This window comes from Mesorhizobium bavaricum, assembly GCF_056781655.1.
Map to the genome: position 1 here is coordinate 6,483,357 of NZ_CM165566.1, position 21,761 is coordinate 6,505,117.

Sequence of the window (21,761 nt, forward strand, 5' to 3'; positions counted from 1 at the left end):
CTTGGCTGCATTTAGTGCACCGACAATCGAAGCGCTGCCCCCCTCACGCCGTCTTCTGCGTCACCAGCCCAAGCTCCTCCACCATCGCATTGCGCATCAAGAATTTCTGCGGTTTGCCGGTCACCGTCATCGGCAATTCGGTGCGGAAGCGGATGTAGCGCGGGACCTTGTAATGGGCGATCTGGCCGGCGCAGAAGGCCTTGATCTCCTGCTCGGTGGCGATCTGGCCTGGCTTGAGCACGATCCAGGCGCACAGCTCCTCGCCATATTTGGCGTCGGGAATGCCGAAGACTTGCACCTCCTTCACCTTGGGATGGCGGTAGAGGAATTCCTCGACCTCGCGCGGATAGACGTTTTCGCCGCCGCGGATGACCATGTCCTTGACCCGGCCGACAATGTTGCAATAGCCCTCGGCATCGATGGTGGCGAGGTCACCGGTGTGCATCCAGCCGTCGGTGTCGATGGCCTCGCGGGTCTTCTCCTCGTCGTCCCAATAGCCCTTCATCACCGAATAACCGCGCGTGCACAGCTCGCCCGGCGCGCCGACGGCGACGGTGGCGCCATCGGCATCGACCGCCTTGACCTCGACGTGAGGGTGGATGCGCCCGACCGTCGAGACGCGCTTTTCCAGCGGGTCATCGACGCCACTCTGGAACGACACCGGGCTGGTCTCGGTCATGCCATAGGCGATGGTCACTTGCGCCATATGCATCAGCGACACCACCTTCTTCATCACCTCGATCGGGCATGGCGAGCCGGCCATGATGCCGGTGCGCAGACTGGACAGATCGAAGGATGAAAAATCCGGATGATCGAGCAGCGCGACGAACATGGTCGGCACGCCATAGAGGCCGGTGCAGCGCTCTTGAGCCACCGCTTTCAGCGTGGCGCCGGGATCGAACCCCTCGCCCGGGAAAACCATGGTCGCGCCTTTCGACACGCAGCCCATCGTGCCCATCGACATGCCGAAGCAATGATAGAGAGGCACCGGGATGCACAGCCGGTCGTCGACGGTCAGTTTGATCGCCGAGGTGACGAAATTGCCGTTGTTGACGATGTTGTTGTGGGTCAGCGTCGCGCCCTTGGGCGCTCCCGTGGTGCCCGAGGTGAACTGGATGTTGATGGCCTCGCCGGGCTTCAGCCCCTCGGAGATGCGGTCGAGGCTGTCATGCTCGTCGCGCCCGGCCATGGCCAGCACGTCGCCGAAATTGAACATGCCGGGCGAATTGTCCTCGCCCATGCGGATGACGATCTTCAGCGCCGGCAGCTTCTTCGCCTTGAGCTTGCCGGGCGTGGCGGTGGCGATTTCCGGCGCCAGCGTCTCGATCATACCGAGGTAATCGGAGGTCTTGAACTTGGCCGCCGTCACCAGCGCCTTGCAGCCGACCTTGTTCAGCGCATAGTCCAGTTCGGTCAGCCGGTACGCGGGGTTGATGTTGACCAGTATGAGGCCGATGCGGGCGGTGGCGAACTGCGTCACCAGCCATTCCCAACGGTTGGGCGACCAGATGCCGACGCGATCGCCCTTTTCCAGGCCGAGCGCCAGGAAGCCGGCGGCCAGAGCGTCCACCGTGTCCGACAGTTCGCTCCAGGTGAAGCGCTTGTCCTGGTCGACGAAGACGGCGGCGTCTTGCGTGGCGTATTTGCTGGCGGTGTCGGAAAACAGCGCCGGAATGGTTTTGTCGAGCAGCGGCGTCGTGCGCTCGCCCGAGACATGCGCCCTGCCGTCGACGGGCGCTACGAAGACACTGCCATTGCGCGATCCACGTCCGCGCAAATTGGTGGCATTCTTCAGCTCGTCGAGATTGATCGGCATCGCTGTCTCCTCCCGGGATGGGTCGAGCCTATCAGCCTGCCGGGACGGTGGAAATCCCGCCGATGGTACGGGGCAGTGCAACGAATCCGGATTAGCGGGTTTCCTCGGAGCTTCGCCGGCGCGTTGGTTGACGAAGCATCAAACGCAAAAACCCACCTGTGCGGCGGGTCATTGGCGCAAATCAGCACCATGGACGAATATCTAGCATAGCTGCCCTCACCATGTCAAGAATAAATTCCTATCGAAAAAGCGACCGGCACAAAGGCGACCGACACCGTCGGACTGGCCGTTTTCAGGCCTTTTGTTAAGCTGAGTTCGAAGCCCTGATGGTAGTGGAGGGCAGGAAGCCTCCACCGCTACCCGACCGCCGCCGCCATCTTCGCGGCTATGTCGCGCAACAACGCCTCATCGGCCGCGGCACGCGTCTTCCTCGACGCTACCAGACAGGCCTGCGAGCGCAGGACGAGGCCGTCGCCGAGGACCTTGAGATGATTGGCGCGCAGCGTCGAGCCAGTGGTGGTGATGTCGACGATGACATCGGCCAACCCTGCAGCCGGCGCACCTTCGGTGGCGCCGAGGCTCTCGACGATCCGGTAGACCTGGATGCCGTGTTTCTGCGAGAAGAATTGCTGCGTCAGCCGCCAGTATTTGGTGGCGATCCTGAGCCGCCTGCCATGGCGCTGGCGGAAATCGGCGGCAACGTCATCGAGATCGGCCATGGTGTCGACGTCGAGCCAGATGTCAGGCACGGCCACCACGACATCTGCACTGCCGAAGCCGAGACGAGCGACGATTTCGGCGCGTGCCTCCCAATCGGCGAGGTTCTCGCGCACCAGGTCTTCGCCGGTGATGCCGAGATCGACCGCGCCCTGGCCGATCTCGCCAGCAATTTCGGAAGCCGACAGAAACGCCACTTCGATGCTTTCCGCGCCTTCGATGCGGGCGCGATAGGCGCGCTCGTCGCTGGGCAGGCTGACGGCGAGCCCGGCCTTGGCCAGCACCTCCAGCGCCTGCTCTTTCAGCCGGCCTTTCGACGGGATCGCCAGGGTGATCATGGCGCCGGCTCCCGCAGTGCGTCGATGCGGTCGAGCCAGACGGAAAAGCCGACGCCGGGGATCGGCGTCTTCGCGCCAAGCAGCGTCAGCAGCCGGTCGTAGCGGCCGCCACCAACCAGCGGCCGGTCGCCATCCTGGGCCGCGATTTCGAAGACCAGGCCGGTGTAGTAGTCGAGCGGACGGCCGAAAGCGGCATCGTAACGGATTTTTCCGGCCGGCAGGCCGTGCGTCTCGATCGCCTTGGCGCGGGAAGCGAACTTCTCCAGCGCGGTATCAAGCGAAAGCCCGGCACCTCTGGCGAAGGCGTCCAACGCCTGTGCCGCGCCATCGAGCGGCACATCGATCGCCAGAAAACCCTTCAGCGCCGCGAAGGCCTCGTTCGACAGCCGCACGCTGCGCAATTCGGCCTTCTCGATCAACCGCCTGGCAATGTCGGCCGGCGAGCGCCCGGCGGAGGCCGACAGGCCGGCCTCTTCCATGCCGCCCGCGATGTGGGCGGAAAGACCTTCCAGATCGCCGTCGAGGACAAGGGAAGCGACCGGACCTGAGAGCTGGCCGTTGCGCGGCGGGTTGGCGAGATCGGCGAGTGCCGCCTCCAGCATCGGCGCCGAGCCGAAGGCCCGCGCCAGACGCATGCGCCAGCCGCGCGGCAGCCCAAGCGCTGCCAGCACCGCCTCGAAAATGGTCTGGTCGCCGAGCGTGATTGCCAAGGCCTGACCCGGCAGCACCAGGGCGAGAAGCGCGTGTGCGTCGGCGAGCGAACGGGCATCGGCCTCAGCGGTGTCGCGGTCGCCGAGATCCTCGATGCCGGCCTGGAAGAACTCGTTGCCGCCTTCGCGGCGCTGGCGAAACACCTCGCCCAGATAGGAATAGCGGCGCGGCGTGCCGGCCTGCGACCTGATGTGGTCGAGACAGACCGGAATGGTGAATTCCGGCCGCAGGCACAACGCCTGCCCGGTCTCGCTTTCGGTGAGGAAAATACGCCGGCGCAGATCCTCGCCCGCCATGTCGAGGAACGGGTCGGCCGGCTGCAGCACGGCGACCTCGACCGCATGCGTGTTGCGCGTGGCGAAAAGGTTGATGATGTCGGCTGATATCGCGGGGTAGCGGGAGGTCATGAAGCGCCACCTTCGCCTCTCCCCTTGTGGGAGAAGGTGGATTGGCGCGCAGCGCCAAGACGGATGAGGGGTGCTGGACGGAATGAGACGGTGCCGTTCCCTGGAACACCCCTCATCCGACCTCGCTGCGCGAGGCCACCGCCCGGGGGCGAGCCACGGGTCTCGCCCCTTCCTTCGGGCCCCACAAGGGGAGAAGGGAGAGCCAGCGCGGCGCTTGTCACTTCGCCCTCTCCTCGGCCTGCGCCGCCAAGATCTTCTTCACTTCGGCGACCAGTTCGCTTTCCGCCACCGTCACCTGCGCCGGGCGCGCGGCGCGCCATTCGGCGTTGTCTGATATTTCGGCCGACATGCGCGCGCCTTCGATCAGGTCCTTGATCTGCAGCTCGCCCTTGGCGCGCTCGTCGCCGCCCTGGATGATTGCGACCGGGCAGCCGCGGCGGTCGGCATATTTCAGCTGCGCCTTCATGCCGGCGCCGCCGAGATACATTTCGGAACGGATGCCGGCGCCGCGCAACTCGGCGACCATCTTCTGGTAGCGGCCAAGGCTGTCGGTGTCCCTGTCCATCACCAGCACGACGACGGGCGCGATCACATCCGCGCTGTCGAGCTTGCCGAGGTTCTTCAGCGCCGTCATCAGCCGGGAGACGCCAATGGAGAAACCAGTTGCCGGCACCGGCTCGCCGCGAAAGCGCGAGACGAGGCCGTCATAGCGGCCACCGCCGCCGACCGAGCCGAAGCGCACGATCTGGCCGTCCTCGTTGGGGATTTCGGCCAGCAGTTCGGCCTCGAGAACGGGGCCGGTATAGTATTCGAGACCACGAACCACCGAGCGGTCCATGGCGATACGGTCTTCGGCGTATCCAGCCGCCCTGACCAAGGCTTCAATCGTCGAGAGCTCGCCGACGCCTTCCTGGTAGACCGCGTTCGCGCTGACGCTGGAATCCTGGCCGGCCTGTTCACTCTTCGCTGTCGCGCGAAGGACCGCTTCGGCTTGCAAATCATTCAGTCCCGCGCCCTTGGCGAAGTCGCCTTCGCCTTCCTTGCCGCCGTCCCAACGCCCCGGTCCAAGCAGAAGTCTCACGCCATCCGGTCCGAGCTTGTCGAGCTTGTCGATCGCCCGCAGCACCGTCAGCCGGCGGCCGGCATTCTCGTCGCCGCCGAGGCCGATCGCCTCCAGCACGCCGTCCAGCACCTTGCGGTTGTTGACGCGGATGACGTAGTCGCCGCGCTTGATGCCGAGCGCTTCCATCACGTCGGCCATCATCATGGCCATTTCGGCGTCGGCGGCCACGCCGGGCGTGCCGATCGTGTCGGCGTCGAACTGCATGAACTGGCGGAAGCGGCCGGGGCCCGGCTTCTCGTTGCGGAACACCCAGCCGGAGCGATAGCTGCGATAGGGTTTTGGCAGCCGCTCGTAATTCTCGGCGACGAAGCGCGCCGTCGGCGCGGTCAGGTCATAGCGCAGCGACAGCCACTGGTCGTCGTCATCCTGGAAGGAGAACACGCCTTCGTTCGGGCGGTCCTGGTCAGGCAGGAATTTTCCCAACGCATCGGTGTATTCGATCAGCGGCTGGTCGGCCGGTTCGAAACCATAGAGCTCAAAGACCGAGCGGATCGTCGACATCATCTTCTCGACGGCGCGGATGTCTTCGGCGCTGCGGTCGGCAAAACCGCGCGGCAGTCGCGCTTTCGTCTTTTCCGATTTGTCGGCCATGGGATGGGTACTCGGTGTTTCGTGGCGCTGTGCGGTAGGAAATTTCCTACTTCCGCAGCGCGCGTGTCCTAACCGATGCAGCTTTGTGCGGCAAGGCTTTGCAGCCTTGCCTCTCCCGCCGGGAACAGGAAGGAACCGAACCACCCTGAAACAAGAACGCAGCGGAAATGAAACAATCCCGCCATAAGCGCGGCATCGTGCCGACACAATCGCAGCCGATAACCCGCGTCGACACGAAGGGGTTCGGGACATGACCAGCGCAGCAAAATTCCATGCCGTCGACAGCGGTGCAGGCGATCTGCCCGCGCGCCTGCGCGCGGCCGACATCCACGCTCAGAAAATGGTCAGCCAGGCTGCCGGTCCGTTCGAGATACCGGCCGACACCGGCAAGGGGCCATCGATGCGCGACGCGTTGATGGCCGGCCTGCTGGTGATCTACCCGACCGTGGCCACGGTGGTGGCAATCGTCGCCGGGCTTTTCCTGGCCAGCGTCAACGGCACCTGAGATTACCCCGCCCGCGCCTATTTCGGCCGCTTGAAAGCCTTCCGTTCCTTCTCGACTTGCCTGCGGCAGACGCAGCCCTCGAGATGGTCGTTGACCAGGCCCATGGCCTGCATGAAGGCGTAGACCGTGGTCGGTCCGACAAAGCTCCAGCCGCGCTTCTTCAATTCCTTCGAAATGCGAACCGAGACCGCCGTGGTCGGGTTGGCGCGCAGATGGGCGAGATCGACGATCTCGGGCCGCTCGTCCTTGCCGGGTTCGAACTTCCAAAACCAGGCGGCCAGCGAGCCGAATTCATCGGCCATCTCGCGGGCGTGCTTGGCGTTGTTGATGGTCGAGACGATCTTGCCGCGATGGCGGATGATGCCGGCATTGCCAAGCAGGCGCTCGACATCCCTGTCGGTGAAGGCAGCGACCTTGTCGAATTCGAAATTGGCGAAGGCCTCGCGAAAATTCTCGCGCTTGCGCAGGATGGTCAGCCATGACAGGCCCGACTGAAAGCCTTCGAGGCAGATCTTTTCAAACAGCCTGCGGTCGTCCGCGACAGGGCGGCCCCATTCATGGTCGTGGTAGTGCAGGTAGTCCGGCAGATTGCCGTGCCAGAAGCAGCGCGCGACCCCGTCGGGACCGGCAAGCAGACCGGTGTTTTCCTTTTCCATAGCCAAAAATCCGTTCGTTAATGCGCTTGTGCGCTGCATTTACTGTGGCTTTACCAGATTCCTGAACCCGGCGGTAACCACACCAAAAGGTTTACTGACAACAGCGCATTTTACGCATTCCGATTCATGTTTCGGTTGCTGCTTCCACGCCAAAGATCGCTGAACCGGGGGGCGTTTCCACCTGGTTGTATCAGACGATCAAGGTGCGTTCCGATGAAGACAGTTTTGTTTCCCGTGCTCGGCGCCGTGGCTGTGTTTGCCACAGGCGTCACACCTTCAACCGCCGGCGACCGCTATGCCGACAGGCCGCCGGTGATGGTGAGCCCCGACCTATCCGCACCCTGGGTGCTGCAGCTTGGCCATGCTCCCGGCATCGTGCGCCAGAACCGGCAGGTCGTGCAGCAGCCGCGCCTGCGCTATGCGCAGCCGGCGCAACCCGACCGGGTGCAGACGGCGGCCGTGCAGCCGCCGCCCAAGCGGATGGCCATGCGTCCGCAGATCAACCCGATCTACCTGCCGCAGGAAGTCGCCTATGACGGCCCGCAGAAGCCGGGCACGATCGTCATCGATACGACGCAGAATTTCCTCTTTCTGATCGAGAAGAACGGCAAGGCGCGGCGCTACGGCGTCGGCACCGGCAAACCCGGCTTCGAATGGTCGGGCACGCACAAGATCACCAACAAGCGCGAGTGGCCGGACTGGCGCCCGCCAGCACAGATGATCAAGCGCGAGGCCGCCAAGGGCCGCTATTTGCCGACCTATCTGGCCGGCGGCATGGAGAACCCGTTGGGCGCACGCGCGCTCTATCTCGGCACGACCGAATATCGCATCCACGGCACCAACCAGCCGTGGACGATCGGCGGCGCAGTGTCGTCTGGCTGCATCCGCATGCGCAACGAGGACGTCGTCGACCTCTATGAGCGCGTCAATGTCGGAACCACGGTCGAGGTGATATAGTTCCGGTAGCGAATCACTTGGCCGGCAAAGCAACCAGCTTTCGAGGCCAGTCTGAGGACAACGGGGGACGGGCCGTATGGGGATGCGGTCAGTCAGAAAGGGCAGTGCGGGAAACCGTGCTGCCCTTTCCGTTTCAACCGCAGCCTGACGCGTAACGAGACACTGTTTCCTCGGCGCGTCGCGCAACAGGCATGACGGTTCGCTTTTCATGCTGCCCTTGCCGATGTTCTTTTGCTATGTCGGCGGCAACCAAGCAAAAGAGTCCACCCATGTCCCTGTCCCCCATGTCCCTGTCCCACGACAGCCGCTATCTCAAGGGCGGCCCGGTTGCCCAGCGCATCATCGCCGCCGTGCGCGAGGATGCGGCGATTGCCAAAGCAGAGGGTTTTCCACCCAAGCTGATCTCGATCACGGTTGGCGACACCGCGGCGGTGGATGTCTATGTGCGCAACCAGCGCGCCAAGGCGCAACTGGCCGGCATCGATTTCGAGGAACGGCGTTTTCCCGCCACCATCACATCGGGGGAGCTGGAAGCGGCCATCCACGGGCTGAATGCCGATCCGCGCGTCACCGGCATCATCATCCAGCGGCCGGTGCCGGCGCATATCCCGATCAGGACGCTGCAGGCGGCGGTGCATCCGCTGAAAGATGTCGAGGGCATGCATCCGGTCTCGATCGGCAACATCGTCTACAACCAGCTCGACCTCGCGCCCTGCACCGCCGCCGCCTCGGTCGAGTTGCTGAAGGAGACCGGCCTTGACCTCAAGGGGCTGGAAGTCGTCATCGTTGGCCATTCGGAAATTGTCGGCAAGCCGATCGCCTTCCTGTTGATGAGCGAAGGCGCGACGGTGACGGTCTGCCATCACATGACGCGATCGGTCGCTGCCCATGCAAGGCGCGCCGATGCGCTGTTCGTCGCCGTCGGCAAGCCGCGGCTGATCAAGGCCGATATGGTCAAGCCGGGTGCGGCAGTCATCGACGTCGGTATCAATTCCGAGATCGGGCCTGACGGGTCCAGCCGTATCGTCGGCGACGTCGATACCGAAAGCGTGCGCGAAGTCGCCTCCTGGATCACCCCGGTGCCGGGCGGCGTCGGCCCGATCACGGTGGCGATCCTGCTGCGCAATACGATGGTGGCGCTGAGCCGCCAGCGCGCGCTCTACGAGGCAACCTACGGCACCGCGGACAGGCTCGCGGCCGAGTAAGCGCTGGGACAGCGCCTACTCCGCGGCGATCAGGCTGTCTTCCGCAACGCCTTCCGGCTTCGGCCCGCCATAGGCCCAGTCGAGCAGCTTTATTGTATGCACCACCGGCAGCTTCGCCGCGGAAGCAATCTGTGTGATGCAGCCGATGTTGCCGGTGGCAACGATCGAGGCCCCTGTCGCCTCGATGTTTGTCACCTTGCGGTCGCGCAGCTTGGCCGAAATCTCGGACTGCAGGATGTTGTAGGTGCCGGCCGAACCGCAGCACAGATGGCTCTCACGCGGCTCGCGCACGATGAAGCCGGCCTTGGCCAGCAATTCCTTCGGCTGACGCGTGATCTTCTGGCCGTGCTGCATCGAACAGGCCGAATGATAGGCGACGACGGTGCCGGGCTTGTGCACCGGCTCGGGCAGGTCGAGACCGGCCAGATACTCGGTGATGTCCTTGGCCAGCGCCGACACGCGCGCGGCCTTGTCGGCATAGGCCGGGTCCAGCCGCAGCATGAAGCCATAGTCCTTGATCGTCGTGCCGCAGCCGGACGCGGTGATGACAATGGCATCGAGCCCGCTCTGTTCGATGGCGCGCGTCCAGGCATCGACATTTTGCCTGGCCGAGGCAAGCGCTGCCTGCTCCCGGCCCATGTGATGCACCAGCGCCCCGCAACAGCCCTCGCCAGGCGGCACCACGACCTCGACGCCGAGCCGCGTCAGCAGCGCAATCGTCGTCTCGTTGATGGCGGGGTCAAGCACCGACTGCGCGCAGCCGGTGAGGATTGCGACGCGGCCTTTTCTGGTCCCTTGCCCGGCATGGATACCCGGCGAGGCCATCGGCGATGTTTCGGGGATCGATGCCGGCGCGAGCTTGAGCATTGCGCTGAGCGGCTTCAGCGCCGGGACCTTTTCGAACAGGCCAATGAACGGCTTGCCCAGCTTCGCCAGCTTGAGTGCGGTGCGAAAACGCGCGGGATAGGGCAGCACAAAGGCCAGCATGGCGCGGGTCAGGCGGTCGAGCAGCGGCCGCTTGTAGGTCGCCTGGATGTGGGCGCGGGCATGGTCGACCAGATGCATGTAGTTGACGCCTGACGGACAGGTGGTCATGCAGGCGAGGCAGGACAGGCAGCGGTCGATATGGGTGACGATCTCCTTGTCGGCCGGACGGCCGTTTTCCAGCATGTCCTTGATCAGGTAGATGCGCCCGCGCGGTGAATCGAGCTCGTTGCCGAGCGTCACATAGGTCGGGCACGTGGCGGTGCAGAAGCCGCAATGCACGCATTTGCGCAGGATTTTTTCCGATTCCGCGACATGCGGATCGGCTAGCTGGGCAAGTGAAAAATTGGTCTGCATCGCGTTGGTCCTAGGCCATGCGGCCGGGATTGAGGATGTTCTTCGGGTCGAATTCCTGCTTCAGGCGCTGGCTGAGTGCCGCCAATGCCGGCGCCTGCGGTTCGAACACTGGCAAGGCGACGCGATGGGAGGGTGCCGCGCGCACCAATGTCGCATGGCCGCCGCCGTGTTTTCTCAACAGCCCACGCAGCAAAGCGGCTTCCGTATCACCCTCCTCCATGCGCAACCACACCAGCCCGCCCTGCCAGTCGTAGAAGGCGCTGACGGCGGCCTGCATGCGCAGCGTCAACACCATCTGGTGGCCCTGTCCCGGCGTCATCGACACGCGCCAGATCGGTTTCTCGCTGCCATCGGCGAAGGGCCTGCAATCGCGCACATCGCGCCAGATCACCCGTGACGTTTCGCCGGAAATCTCCTCCAGCGGACCAGCCTTGGCGAGCAGCGTTTTCAATGCGGCGATGCGATAGGCGACGGAAGGGCCAAACCCTTCGACACGCAGCAAAGTCGCGGCCTCGCTGCCCAGCACCCCGCCGGCTACACGCGCGGCAATCCGCTCCGGCAGATGAGCGGCACTCGACAATTCCGCGCTGGAGCCGAGCGCCAGCGCCATGGCTGCGGCAGCCGCGTCGTCGAGCAGGCCGCGAATGGCGAGCGTGACCTCGGTCTCGGCGGCGGGCAGCACCTTGAAGGTGACGTCGGTGAACGCGGCAAGCGTGCCCCAGCTGTTGGCCATCAGTTTCGACAGATCGTAGCCGGTGACGTTCTTGACCACGCGGCCACCGGACTTGAAGGCCTCGCCACGGCCGGAAACTGCATTGATGCCAAGAATATGGTCGCGCGCCGCGCCCGCCTTTAGCCGGCGCGGGCCGGAAAGGTTCGCGGCGAGCACGCCTCCGATGGTGCCTTTGCCAGCTTCGCCACCGAGCAGCGGGCCGTAATCCATCGGCTCGAAGGCGAGCTGCTGGCCGTTTTCCGCCAGCAGCTTTTCGATGTCGGCCAGCGGTGTGCCGGCCTTGGCCGACAGCACCAGTTCGGCCGGCTCATAGAGCGTAACGCCGGTGAGTTTCGACAGGTCGAGCGTGTGTTCGCTCTGCAGCGGTCGGCCGACGCCGCGCTTGGAACCATGGCCAAGGATTTCAAGCGGCGAGTCTTCCGCCACGGCCCAGGCGACGGCGGACAAGACTTCGTCCGAATTGGTTGGGGTGAAGGCGGTCATGGGCGCGGAATTTCCGACATGTCCCCTCAAAACCTCGGAATGTCCGGAAACGGCAGCTTGCCGCCCGAAATGTGCATGCGGCCAAGTTCGGCGCAGCGGCGCAGCTGCGGGAAGACCTTGCCGGGATTCAAAAGGTGGTTGGGATCGAAGGCGCATTTGACGCGCATCTGCTGGTCGAGGTCGATCTGGTTGAACATCTCCGGCATCAGGTCGCGCTTTTCGACACCTACGCCGTGTTCGCCCGTCAAGACCCCGCCGACCTTGACGCAGAGCCGCAATATGTCGGCGCCGAAACTCTCGGCCTTGTCGAGTTCGCCCGGCACATTGGCATCGTAGAGGATCAGCGGATGCAGATTGCCGTCGCCGGCGTGAAAGACGTTGGCGACGCCGAGACCGTATTTCTCCGACAGCTCGCGCATGCCGGCCAGCACGCGCGGCAGCTCCTTGCGCGGAATGGTGCCGTCCATGCAGTAATAGTCGGGCGAGATGCGACCAACGGCCGGAAACGCCGCCTTGCGGCCGGCCCAGAAGCTCAACCGCTCCTGCTCGGACTGCGAGACGCGGCAGGTGGTCGAACCGTTCTTGTAGGCGATAGCTTCGACAAGGCCGATCAGATGATCGACCTCGACGCTCGGCCCGTCGAGTTCGACGATCAGCAGCGCCTCGACATCCAGGGGATAGCCGGCATGGACGAAATCCTCGGCGGCATGGATCGCCGGGCGGTCCATCATCTCCATGCCGCCCGGAATGATGCCGGCGCCGATGATGTCGGCGACGCATTGGCCGCCCTGTTCGCTGGTCGGGAAGCCGATCAGCAAGGCGCGGGCGGTCTCCGGCTTTTTCAGGATGCGCACGGTGACCTCGGTGACGACGCCGAGCAGGCCTTCGGAGCCGGTCATGACGCCGAGCAGGTCGTAACCTTCCGCATCGAGGTGACTGCCGCCGAGCCGCACCACCTCGCCGCTCATCAGCACCATCTCGATGCCGAGCACATTGTTGGCGGTGAGGCCGTATTTCAGGCAGTGCACGCCACCGGAATTTTCCGCGACATTGCCGCCGATCGAGCAGGCGATCTGGGAGGATGGATCGGGGGCGTAGTAGAAGCCCTCCTGCTCGACGGCGGTGGTGATGCCGAGATTGGTGACGCCAGGCTGGGCAACGACGACGCGGTTGGGGAAATCGATCGCAAGAATGCGGTTGAAGCGGCTCATGACAAGCAGGACGGCATCTTCGAGCGGCAGCGCGCCGCCGGACAGCGAGGTGCCGGAACCGCGCGGCACGACGCGGATGTTGCGGTCGTTGCAGTATTTCAACACGCGGGAAACCTGCGCCACCGTCTGCGGCAGCACGACGACCAGCGGCAGCTGCCGATAGGCCGTCAGGCCATCGCTCTCGAAGGCCCGCATGGAATTGGCGGCGTCGACGACGCCCTCACCCGGCACGATGATGCGCATGTCGGCGACGATCTCGTCGCGCCGGCGCATCGTGGCGTCGTCTGGTTTCGGCATGGCCAGGCCGGACATCAGCAGCCTCGTTTTGCTTGACTGGTCAAAATCTTTTACCAGTGAAGCGCGTTTGTTGCAAATCCTGCGGCGGTGAGAATGCAGCATCAGGGTCGAGACAAGCTTCCGTAGCGGCAATCTGCCGCTGTCTGACCTTGGGGTGACGTAGGCCTGCTATTCGCCCGCCAGCTTGCCGGGTTCGGAATGCATCCGGCGCACGCGGCGCACGCCCCACCAGACCAGCAGGATGGCGACCGGCACCGAAGCGGCGGTGACGACCTCCGGCGCGAAGGCATGGCCAAAGATCGAGGCGCCCTTGGCGACATAGCCGATGAGGCCGACCACATAATAGGAGACGGCGGCGACCGAGAGGCCTTCGACGGTCTGCTGAAGGCGCAGTTGCAGGCGGGCACGGTTGTTCATCGACGCCAACAGGTCGCGGTTCTGCTTCTCGACCTCGACATCGACCCAGGTGCGCAGCAGCGTCGTGGCGCGGGTCAGCTTGCGCGACAGATTGGCCTGCCGCTCCTCGACCGAGCGGCAGGTGCGCATGGCCGGTGCGACGCGGCGCTGCAGGAACCCACCCCAGGTGTCGTAGCCGGGCACGGCTTCTTCCTCGAGCGCCTCCAGCCGCTCACCGACGATGCCGTCATAGGCGCGGCTGGCGCCAAAGCGGTAAAGGCTCGACGCGGCGTCGGCTTCCAGCTCCGCGGCAAGCTCGGTCAGGTCGGCCAGCAGCGTCTGGCTGTCGCGGGTCTCGGCGACCTTCATTTCCAGCGTGGTCTGCGCCAGCCTGTCCTCGATGCGGCGGGCGCGGCCCGACAGTGTCAGCGCCAATGGCAGGCCAAGCATGGCCAGCGTCCGGTAGGTCTCGATGTCGATCAATCGTTGCGACAGCGCACCGGTACGCGCCGGCGTCAGGCCACGATCGAGCACCAGCATGCGGGTCATGCCGTCGCCATCCTGGCGGAAATCGGTGACGATGGCGGCGTTGCCGCGTTCGACCAGCGAATAGCACAGGCTGGTCGGGTCGAAGCTGGCGATCAGCCGCTCGCTCGCTTGCGTCCACTTGCGGATTTCGAGCCTGATGCCGGAGATGACGGTGCCTGGCGGCGAAAACCCGTTGCCGAACGGCGAATGCTCCTGCGTCCTGCCGCTTTCGGAAAGCGGCCCTTCCCACAGATAGGTCGAGAATTCGGTATGCCGCTCCCAGCGCAGCGAGCCCTTGCCCGATTTCATGGCGTGGTGGCGGGCCTGGCGGTCGGGTGCGGCGATGCCGAGACGTCGCGACAATTCGGACAGCACCGCATGGTCGACGCCGGAGCCCCCCTCCGTCATGAAGGCGAGCTGCACCAGCACGCGCGGCTTTTCGATCAGCGGATGCGGCCGGGCATGGACCTCGCCGAGCGCGCCGGGCCGGCCTTCATGCGCCGGAAAGCCCATGACGCTGCCCTTGGCACGCGGCTGGAACTCGAGATTGGTCGGGTCGTCTGACACGGCTTGTTCCCCGGGTTTCCGTGAACCCTCTTACATTGCGTCCCTCTAGGGCCAATCGCCAGATGACGCAAACAGCAAAGTTTAGCCGAAGACAATATGGCGTTGCGCGGCAAAATCGACGCGCTTCGACCAATTGGATAAATAATTTGACCAGTTGGCGACGCTGGCTTTATCCTGCACGAACCCGGTTCACCTTCCAGGCATTCTGTTGAGCGACATTTTTTCCAGGATCGAGCATTCGCGCACCGCCGACGAGGTGGTGCAGCAGATAGAGAGCCTCATCCTCGAAGGCGTGCTGCGCACCGGCGACCGTTTGCCGGGCGAGCGCGAGCTTGCACGCCAGTTCGACGTGTCGCGGCCGATCCTGCGCGATGCGCTGAAGGCGCTCGAAGGGCGTGGCCTTTTGACGACCAAGGCCGGCGGCGGCACGCATGTCGCCGACATCATCGGCCAGCTGTTCACCAAGCCGGTGGCGGACCTGATCTCGACGCATCGCAAGGCCGTGGCCGACTATCTGGAATACCGCCGCGAGATCGAAGGCGTCGCGGCCGAGTATGCGGCGCGGCGTGCCACGCCGGAGGATCTGGCGCTGCTCGACCGCATCATGGCACGCATGGATGAGGCGCACCGGACCGGCGATTTCGACGACGAGGCCGAAATCGACGTCGAATTCCACCACGCGATCTGCGAGTGCGCGCACAACATCCTGCTCCTGCACACGTTGCGCTCCTGCTACCGGCTGTTGTCGGAAGGCGTGTTCCAGAACAGGCTGCTGGTGTTCACCGTGCCCGGCGCGCGCGACGCCCTGCTTGCCCAGCACCGGGCCATCCATGCAGCGGTGAAGGCCGGCGACCCGGCCGCTGCCCGGCAGGCGGCGATGGACCACATGATCTATGTCGAGCGGTCGATGGCCGAGGCCGAGCGCAGCGGCGACTGGCAACGCGTGTCGCGGTTGAGGCTCAGACAACGCTCCGAGGCGGGCGAGATCGAACCCACACGCAGACGCTCCTAGGACTGATAGGCAGGGACCCTCATGAGCCAAATCCTCACCATCGCCGATCTCAAGGAGCTCGCGCGCCGGCGCGTACCAAGAATGTTCTTCGACTACGCCGATTCCGGCGCCTGGACTGAAAGCACCTACCGGGCCAACGAGGAGGATTTCGCCAAGATCAAGTTCCGCCAGCGCGTGCTGGTCGACATGAGCAACCGGTCGCTGGAATCGACCATGATCGGCGAAAAGGTGGCAATGCCGGTGGCGCTGGCGCCAACCGGTCTGACCGGCATGCAGCACGCCGATGGCGAGATGCTGGCGGCGCAGGCAGCCGAGGAATTCGGCGTGCCGTTCACTTTGTCGACGATGAGCATCTGCTCGATCGAAGACGTCGCCTCGGTGACGAAAAAGCCGTTCTGGTTCCAGCTCTACGTGCTGCGCGACAAGGATTTCGTGCTCGACCTGATCGACAGGGCGAAGGCGGCGAAGTGCTCGGCCCTAGTGCTGACGCTCGATCTGCAGATCCTCGGACAGCGCCACAAGGATGTCCGCAACGGGCTTTCGGCACCGCCGAAGATGACGCTGGCCAACATTGCCGACATCGCCATCCGCCCGCGCTGGTGGATGGGCATGGCCGGCACCAAGCGCCGCACCTTCCGCAACATTGTCGGCCACGCCAAGGGCGTCGGCGACGTCGCATCGCTGTCTTCATGGACGACCGAGCAGTTCGATCCGCATCTGTCGTGGAAGGACGTCGCCTGGATCAAGGAACGCTGGGGCGGCAAGCTGATCCTGAAAGGTATTCTCGACAAGGAAGATGCGCTGATGGCGGCCAAGACCGGCGCCGACGCGATCATCGTATCCAACCATGGCGGGCGGCAGCTCGACGGCGCGTCGTCTTCGATCATGGCGCTGGAAGAAATCGCCGATGCGGTCGGCGACAGGATCGAAGTCCACATGGACGGCGGCATTCGCTCAGGCCAGGATGTTCTAAAGGCGCTCTGCCTCGGCGCCAAGGGCACCTATATCGGCCGGCCATTTCTTTACGGCCTGGGTGCCCTTGGCAAGGAAGGGGTTACCAAGGCATTGGAAATCATCCGCAAGGAGATGGACATCACGCTGGCGTTGTGCGGAAAGCGTCTGGTCACCGACATGGGCAAGGATCAGCTCCGGCGCTAGTCCGTGACAGCGTGACCACGGAGACAGCGCAGAGTTGGCAGAACCCGGCATCCATTTTCTCGACGCGCATGGGCCGGAAGGTGTGCGTCTTTACGCGATTGGCGACGTGCATGGCCGGCTTGACCTGCTGGCCGCCATGCACCAACGCATCGAGGCCGAAATCGAGCAGGAGGCGCCTGCCGACTGGCGCGTCATCCATCTTGGCGACTATGTCGATCGCGGACCAGACTCAAAGGGCGTCATCGACTTCCTGATCGAAGCGCGTGAGCGCGACCCGCGCCATCTGATGCTGGCCGGCAACCACGACATCGGTTTTCTCGACTTTCTCAAGAAGCCCGACCCGGAAGGGCTTTTCATCCGTTTCGGCGGAATCCAGACGGCGCTATCCTACGGTGTGGCAATCACCGAAGGCACCAGCATGTGGTTCGGCAACGCCGAGGCCGCCGTGCGCAAAGGACATCAATCCTTGGTCGAAGCGGTGCCGCAAACTCACATCGATTTTCTGCGATCGCTGCGGCTTTCGCTGGCGCTGGGCGATTTCTTCTTCTGCCATGCTGGCATCAGGCCGGGCATCGCGCTTGCAAGGCAAAACCCGCAGGATCTGATCTGGATCCGCGACGCCTTCCACAATTATCCGGGCCTGTTCCCGAAGATCGTGGTGCACGGCCATACGCCGGTGCCGGAGGCGGAGGTGATGGCCAACCGCGTCAATGTCGACACGCTTGCCTGGCAATCAGGGATGCTGAGCGCGCTCGTCGTGGACGGCCCGGACAAACGCATCCTGACAATGACCGTCAAGGAAGCTTGAGCCTCCGCGTCCGAGGACGCGAAAGACGCTTCCGGCTCTTAGCGAAGCGAGGCGGTGACGCCGTAACCGTCGACGGCGTTGTGATTGTTGGCTGCGTCGGCGGAATAGATGCCGAGGCCGCACAGCACGATGGCGGACAACATGGCAAAGGACAGAAGCGCTGCTTTCACGGAGGTCATCTCTTGTTGAGCTTTCTGCATCTGTGCACCGGGCGGTTACCAATGCGTTGAAACGGAGAATTCGCTTCAAAGTTTCGACGATTTTGCGCTTCTAGGCATGTTCTGTATCGGCGGTGTGTCGCGCGGGTCACACAAAAGGTTCATCGCGGTTGCACAGCCGATGCAGAGCGCGCGCCTTCTAGGATGACGGGCTGACACAAGCCAAGGATGAAACGGATTGTCCCCAGGCGGTTTCACCGCCGCGTGCCAATTATGTCACGCGGGAGGGCGCGAAGGACAGACGCTCAGATCGTCGCCACCCAGGCGCGGGCGATGGCGAGGCCCGCAGCATCGGCGTCAGGCCCGTTGCGGGCCATTTCGCCATCGAGCTCGCCGGCCCAGTCAGGATGGCGCACGGCGATGATCGGTGCAAAGGACGTGCTCCAGTCCTGCACCATCGGCCGATCAGCCTCGAAATGGAACTGGAAGCCGTAGACGGCGCGGCCGACGCGAAACGCCTGGTTCTCGGCGACATCGTTGCCGGCGAGGCGGACGGCGTTTTCAGGCAAAACGAACGTGTCGTCGTGCCACTGGAAGATCGGGAATTTTTGCGGCAACGCGCCGAGCACCGGATCGGCCTTGGCATCGGGCGTCAGCGACACGCCGCGCCAGCCGAACTCGTTGGCGCCGCCGATGCGGTTCTCGCCGCCAAAGGCGCGGGCAACCAGCTGGCTGCCGAGGCAGATGCCGAGCACGGCGCGGTCCTTGTCGGCGAAATCGCGCGTCAGTTCGAGCAATGCCGGGAAATAGGGATACTCGTCGTCGGCCAGCGCATTCTGGCCGCCACCGAGCACCACCATGGCATCGTGCCCGGCCGCGTCGTCCGGCAAGGGATCGCCCTTGTAGGGGAGGCGCAGATCGAGATCGGCACCCGCCTCGGCAAGAGCGGCGCCAACCTGGCCAAGGCCGGTATTGTCGTAGTTCTGGACGACCAGCACCCGCATGAAAAACCCTGCTGACATGAAAATGATGCGACGAGCGATATCATGCCGCCTGCATTGCAGCCAAGATGCGTGTTGCGGGAGAAAGCTATGCCACTGCAGAACCGGGTCGATCCGTTCGGTGCCATCCACGCCGTGCCCGAGCGCGGCCTGTTCACCGGCAATCGCGGCATCATCCACGATCCCGAGACAAAGACGCTGCTGAGAAAGCGGTGGACGCTTCCGGCCTGGATCATCTGCGTCTGCCAGTTCCGCAATGTGCGGCGCGATCCGATGGGCCGCAACCGGAAAAGCGACGACCATTTGGGCGGCAAGGCCAGCTGGACCGAGCTGTTCTTCCTCGACGAGGTGACGGCGCTGGCTGCCGGGCATCGCCCCTGTTTCTTTTGCCAGCGCGAACGGGCCCAGGATTTCGTCGGCCGCTTCGGCGAAGCCTTCGGCATTGCCGAACCGCGCGCGCCGCAGGTCGACAAGCGGCTGCATAGGGAGCGGCTGGCGTCGGGCGGCAAGCCGTCGATGGTGACCCTTGAAGTGCCCGCCGGCCTGCCGGATGGCGCGATGGTTGCGGATGGCGGTAATGCCTATGCCTTGCGCGCCGGCAAGGCACTGCGCTGGTCGTTCGCAGGATATGGCCCACCCGCCGTTGGCCTGCACGGCAAGCCGCTTGCGCTGCTGACGCCGGCCACGACGCTCGCCGTCCTGCGGCATGGCTTTCGACCGGCGTGGCATCCATCCGCCGAGGCTTGACGGCGGCGGCCGGCTCGCCCATTCCTCGGCGATGCGCGCCAATTACAAGATGCAACGCCTGTTCGTGCCCGACGACCTCGGGACGGATGTCGAGTTCGATGCCGGTCAGCAGCAGAGCCACTATCTGCTGCATGTGCTGCGGCTCGGCGAAGGCGCCGAAATTCTTGTCTTCAACGGCCGCGACGGCGAGTGGTCGGCGGCCATAGCCACGAAATCAAAAAGGGCGGTGCGGCTGAAGGTCCTGGCACTGCAACGGCCGCAGCCGCCGCTGCCCGACCTCATCTACTGTTTTGCGCCGCTGAAGCAGGGGCGGCTCGACTATCTCGTGCAGAAGGCGGTCGAGATGGGCGCCGGCATGTTGCAGCCGGTCATCACCCAGCACACGCAAGTGGCCAAGCCTTCGATCGATCGCCTGCGCGCCAATGTCGTCGAAGCCGCCGAGCAATGCGGCATCCTGGCGGTCCCGGACGTGCGCGAAGCGGAAAAGTTCGACCGCCTGCTGGCCGGCTGGGACAGGGAGCGGCGGCTGATCTTCTGCGACGAGGACGCCTCGACCAACAATCCGCTGCCCGCATTGCAGGCGGTGAAAGAAAAGAGGCTTGGGCTGCTGGTCGGGCCGGAGGGTGGGTTCTCCGACGACGAGCGCAAGACGCTGCGGGCGCTGCCCTTCGTCACAGCCATTCCGCTTGGCCCGCGCATCCTGCGCGCCGACACGGCGGCGGTGGCCGCCCTTGCGGTGATCCAGGCAACGGTCGGAGACTGGTGAGACTTCATCTCCCGCAAGGGACGGACAGGACTGTACCGTTCAATTCCTCTTGACCTCTGGCTCAGGATTTTTCGCTTGATCGTCTGCTGACATTTCGTCCATTTAGCGCCGGCGGTTGTCCAACCGTCCCGGAGGGCTTGTAAATGGCGCGCGACACAACCGATTTCCGCCCGATCGAAGGCGTCGATGAGCTCGTCGAGCATCTGGCCGAAGGCAACAAGCCGCGCGACAAGTGGCGCATCGGCACCGAGCACGAGAAATTCCCATTCTATGTCGACGGTAACGCGCCCGTGCCCTATGGCGGCGAGCGCGGCATCCGCGCCATCCTCGAAGGCATGCAGTCAAAGCTCGGCTGGGATCCGATCATCGATGACGGGCGCATCATCGGCCTGGTCGAGCCGACCGGCCAGGGCGCGATTTCGCTGGAACCCGGCGGCCAGTTCGAGCTGTCCGGCGCGCCGCTGGAGACGATCCACCAGACCTGCCGCGAGGGCAATGCGCATCTGGCGCAGGTGCGCGAGATCGCCGAGCCGATGGGCATCCGCTTTCTCGGCCTCGGCGGCAGCCCGAAATGGTCGCTGGCCGAGACGCCGAAAATGCCGAAGTCGCGCTACGAGATCATGACGCGCTACATGCCCAAGGTCGGCACCAAAGGCCTCGACATGATGTACCGCACCTGTACGATCCAGGTGAACCTCGACTTCGAGAGCGAAGCCGACATGCGCCGCAAGATGCAGGTGTCACTGAAGCTGCAGCCGCTGTCGACGGCATTGTTCGCCAATTCGCCGTTCACCGACAGCCACCCGAACGGCTTGCAAAGCTGGCGCGGCGACATTTGGCGCGACACCGACAATCAGCGCTCGGGCCTGCTCGAATTCTGCTTCTCGCCCGATTTCGGTTTCGCCGACTATGTCGAATGGGCGCTCGACGTGCCGATGTATTTCGTCATCCGCGACGGCCACTATCACGACATGACGCATATCACCTTCCGCCAGTTCATGGCCGGGGCCGCGCGCAATGAAGTGCCGGACGGGCTGCCGACAATGGGCGACTGGGCGAACCATCTGTCGACGCTGTTCCCGGACGTGCGGCTGAAGCGTTTTCTGGAAATGCGCGGCGCCGACGGCGGGCCGTGGCGGCGTATCTGCGCGCTGCCGGCCTTCTGGGTCGGGCTGCTCTATGACGAGGCCGCGCTCGACGCGGCGGAGGCGTTGACCTCAAGCTGGAGCTACAAGGAAGTGCTGGCGATGCGCAACGCGGTGCCGGAACAAGGCATTTCCGCGCCCTTCCGCAACACCACGCTGCGCGAGATCGCCCGCGACGTGATGGTCATCTCGCGCATGGGGCTGAAGAACCGTGGCCGCAAGAACCGCGACGGCTATGACGAGACCTCGTTCCTCAACACTTTGGACGAAGTTGTCGCGCGCGGCACCACCAGCGCCGAGGAGATGCTCTCCGCGTATCACACGCGCTGGGGCGGCTCGATCGAGCCGGTGTTCATGGAATACGCCTATTGATCCTGCGAAGTC

20 protein-coding genes are annotated in these 21,761 nt (G+C 64.4%); 9 read left to right on the top strand and 11 right to left on the bottom strand.

From position 1 onward, the window contains the following. Positions 1-43: 43 nt before the first annotated feature. The 4 genes from AC1RZR_RS31420 to hisS all read right to left on the bottom strand — a co-directional run bounded on the left by AC1RZR_RS31420 (position 44) and on the right by hisS (position 5,703). Positions 44-1,816, bottom strand: a complete 1,773-nt coding sequence (locus tag AC1RZR_RS31420; protein WP_481827053.1) for an AMP-binding protein — start codon at positions 1,814-1,816, stop codon at positions 44-46. Positions 1,817-2,172: 356 nt separating this feature from the next. Further along, positions 2,173-2,871 (bottom strand): ATP phosphoribosyltransferase, encoded by a 699-nt coding sequence (gene hisG / locus AC1RZR_RS31425; protein ID WP_481827054.1) that lies wholly within the window; start codon positions 2,869-2,871, stop codon positions 2,173-2,175. Then, positions 2,868-3,989: an ATP phosphoribosyltransferase regulatory subunit gene (locus AC1RZR_RS31430; RefSeq protein WP_481827055.1), complete on the bottom strand. Its 1,122-nt coding sequence runs from the start codon at positions 3,987-3,989 to the stop codon at positions 2,868-2,870. Before AC1RZR_RS31430 ends, hisG begins: the two co-directional genes overlap by 4 nt. Before the next feature lie 217 nt (positions 3,990-4,206). After that, entirely contained in the window at positions 4,207-5,703 is a 1,497-nt protein-coding gene (hisS, locus tag AC1RZR_RS31435) for a histidine--tRNA ligase (RefSeq protein WP_481827056.1), read from the bottom strand. A gap of 250 nt (positions 5,704-5,953) precedes the next feature. Here hisS and AC1RZR_RS31440 point away from each other — a divergent pair, with 250 nt between their 5' ends. Beyond that, on the top strand, positions 5,954-6,208 hold the full coding sequence (locus tag AC1RZR_RS31440) for a hypothetical protein (protein WP_481827057.1): 255 nt from the start codon (positions 5,954-5,956) through the stop codon (positions 6,206-6,208). 17 nt (positions 6,209-6,225) lie between these two features. Here AC1RZR_RS31440 and AC1RZR_RS31445 read toward each other — a convergent pair whose 3' ends face one another. Then, on the bottom strand, positions 6,226-6,864 hold the full coding sequence (locus AC1RZR_RS31445) for a DNA-3-methyladenine glycosylase I (protein WP_379093118.1): 639 nt from the start codon (positions 6,862-6,864) through the stop codon (positions 6,226-6,228). Between the two features lie 213 nt (positions 6,865-7,077). Between AC1RZR_RS31445 and AC1RZR_RS31450 the strand changes: the two genes are divergently transcribed. Next, a complete protein-coding gene (locus AC1RZR_RS31450) occupies positions 7,078-7,821 on the top strand; it encodes a L,D-transpeptidase (RefSeq protein ID WP_481827058.1) in 744 nt (247 codons plus the stop codon). 284 nt (positions 7,822-8,105) lie between these two features. Beyond that, on the top strand, positions 8,106-9,026 hold the full coding sequence (locus AC1RZR_RS31455; RefSeq protein WP_481829164.1) for a bifunctional 5,10-methylenetetrahydrofolate dehydrogenase/5,10-methenyltetrahydrofolate cyclohydrolase: 921 nt from the start codon (positions 8,106-8,108) through the stop codon (positions 9,024-9,026). Positions 9,027-9,041: 15 nt separating this feature from the next. On the opposite strand, the gene glcF is transcribed toward AC1RZR_RS31455, so the two are convergent. The 4 genes from glcF to AC1RZR_RS31475 all read right to left on the bottom strand — a co-directional run bounded on the left by glcF (position 9,042) and on the right by AC1RZR_RS31475 (position 14,582). After that, positions 9,042-10,367, bottom strand: a complete 1,326-nt coding sequence (glcF, locus tag AC1RZR_RS31460) for a glycolate oxidase subunit GlcF (protein WP_481827059.1) — start codon at positions 10,365-10,367, stop codon at positions 9,042-9,044. A gap of 10 nt (positions 10,368-10,377) precedes the next feature. After that, positions 10,378-11,583, bottom strand: coding sequence for an FAD-binding protein (locus AC1RZR_RS31465; protein ID WP_481827060.1), 1,206 nt, complete (start codon positions 11,581-11,583; stop codon positions 10,378-10,380). 26 nt (positions 11,584-11,609) lie between these two features. Next, positions 11,610-13,106, bottom strand: a complete 1,497-nt coding sequence (locus AC1RZR_RS31470) for an FAD-linked oxidase C-terminal domain-containing protein (RefSeq protein ID WP_481827061.1) — start codon at positions 13,104-13,106, stop codon at positions 11,610-11,612. A gap of 153 nt (positions 13,107-13,259) precedes the next feature. After that, complete coding sequence (locus AC1RZR_RS31475) at positions 13,260-14,582, bottom strand: DUF3422 family protein (RefSeq protein ID WP_477271114.1); 1,323 nt, start codon at positions 14,580-14,582, stop codon at positions 13,260-13,262. A 208-nt stretch (positions 14,583-14,790) separates the two neighbouring features. Here AC1RZR_RS31475 and AC1RZR_RS31480 point away from each other — a divergent pair, with 208 nt between their 5' ends. The 3 genes from AC1RZR_RS31480 to AC1RZR_RS31490 are packed head-to-tail and all read left to right on the top strand — an operon-like array spanning position 14,791 to position 17,560. After that, entirely contained in the window at positions 14,791-15,594 is an 804-nt protein-coding gene (locus AC1RZR_RS31480; protein ID WP_477271116.1) for an FCD domain-containing protein, read from the top strand. A gap of 21 nt (positions 15,595-15,615) precedes the next feature. Further along, a complete protein-coding gene (locus tag AC1RZR_RS31485; protein WP_477271118.1) occupies positions 15,616-16,752 on the top strand; it encodes an alpha-hydroxy acid oxidase in 1,137 nt (378 codons plus the stop codon). A gap of 34 nt (positions 16,753-16,786) precedes the next feature. Further along, positions 16,787-17,560 (top strand): metallophosphoesterase, encoded by a 774-nt coding sequence (locus AC1RZR_RS31490; protein WP_477271120.1) that lies wholly within the window; start codon positions 16,787-16,789, stop codon positions 17,558-17,560. A 38-nt stretch (positions 17,561-17,598) separates the two neighbouring features. On the opposite strand, the gene AC1RZR_RS31495 is transcribed toward AC1RZR_RS31490, so the two are convergent. Together AC1RZR_RS31495 and AC1RZR_RS31500 are read right to left on the bottom strand one after the other, a co-directional pair. Next, positions 17,599-17,730, bottom strand: a complete 132-nt coding sequence (locus AC1RZR_RS31495) for a hypothetical protein (RefSeq protein ID WP_257784452.1) — start codon at positions 17,728-17,730, stop codon at positions 17,599-17,601. Between the two features lie 293 nt (positions 17,731-18,023). Beyond that, entirely contained in the window at positions 18,024-18,722 is a 699-nt protein-coding gene (locus tag AC1RZR_RS31500) for a type 1 glutamine amidotransferase (RefSeq protein WP_481829165.1), read from the bottom strand. Between the two features lie 87 nt (positions 18,723-18,809). On the opposite strand from AC1RZR_RS31500, the gene AC1RZR_RS31505 reads away from it, so the two are divergent. The 3 genes from AC1RZR_RS31505 to AC1RZR_RS31515 all read left to right on the top strand — a co-directional run bounded on the left by AC1RZR_RS31505 (position 18,810) and on the right by AC1RZR_RS31515 (position 21,749). After that, complete coding sequence (locus AC1RZR_RS31505) at positions 18,810-19,466, top strand: hypothetical protein (protein ID WP_481827062.1); 657 nt, start codon at positions 18,810-18,812, stop codon at positions 19,464-19,466. A 31-nt stretch (positions 19,467-19,497) separates the two neighbouring features. Further along, positions 19,498-20,232, top strand: coding sequence for a 16S rRNA (uracil(1498)-N(3))-methyltransferase (locus tag AC1RZR_RS31510; RefSeq protein WP_481829166.1), 735 nt, complete (start codon positions 19,498-19,500; stop codon positions 20,230-20,232). 143 nt (positions 20,233-20,375) lie between these two features. Continuing rightward, the gene (locus AC1RZR_RS31515; RefSeq protein ID WP_477271124.1) at positions 20,376-21,749 is read left to right on the top strand and encodes a glutamate--cysteine ligase; all 1,374 of its coding nucleotides are present in this window, start codon (positions 20,376-20,378) and stop codon (positions 21,747-21,749) included. The last annotated feature ends 12 nt before the right edge of the window (positions 21,750-21,761 follow it).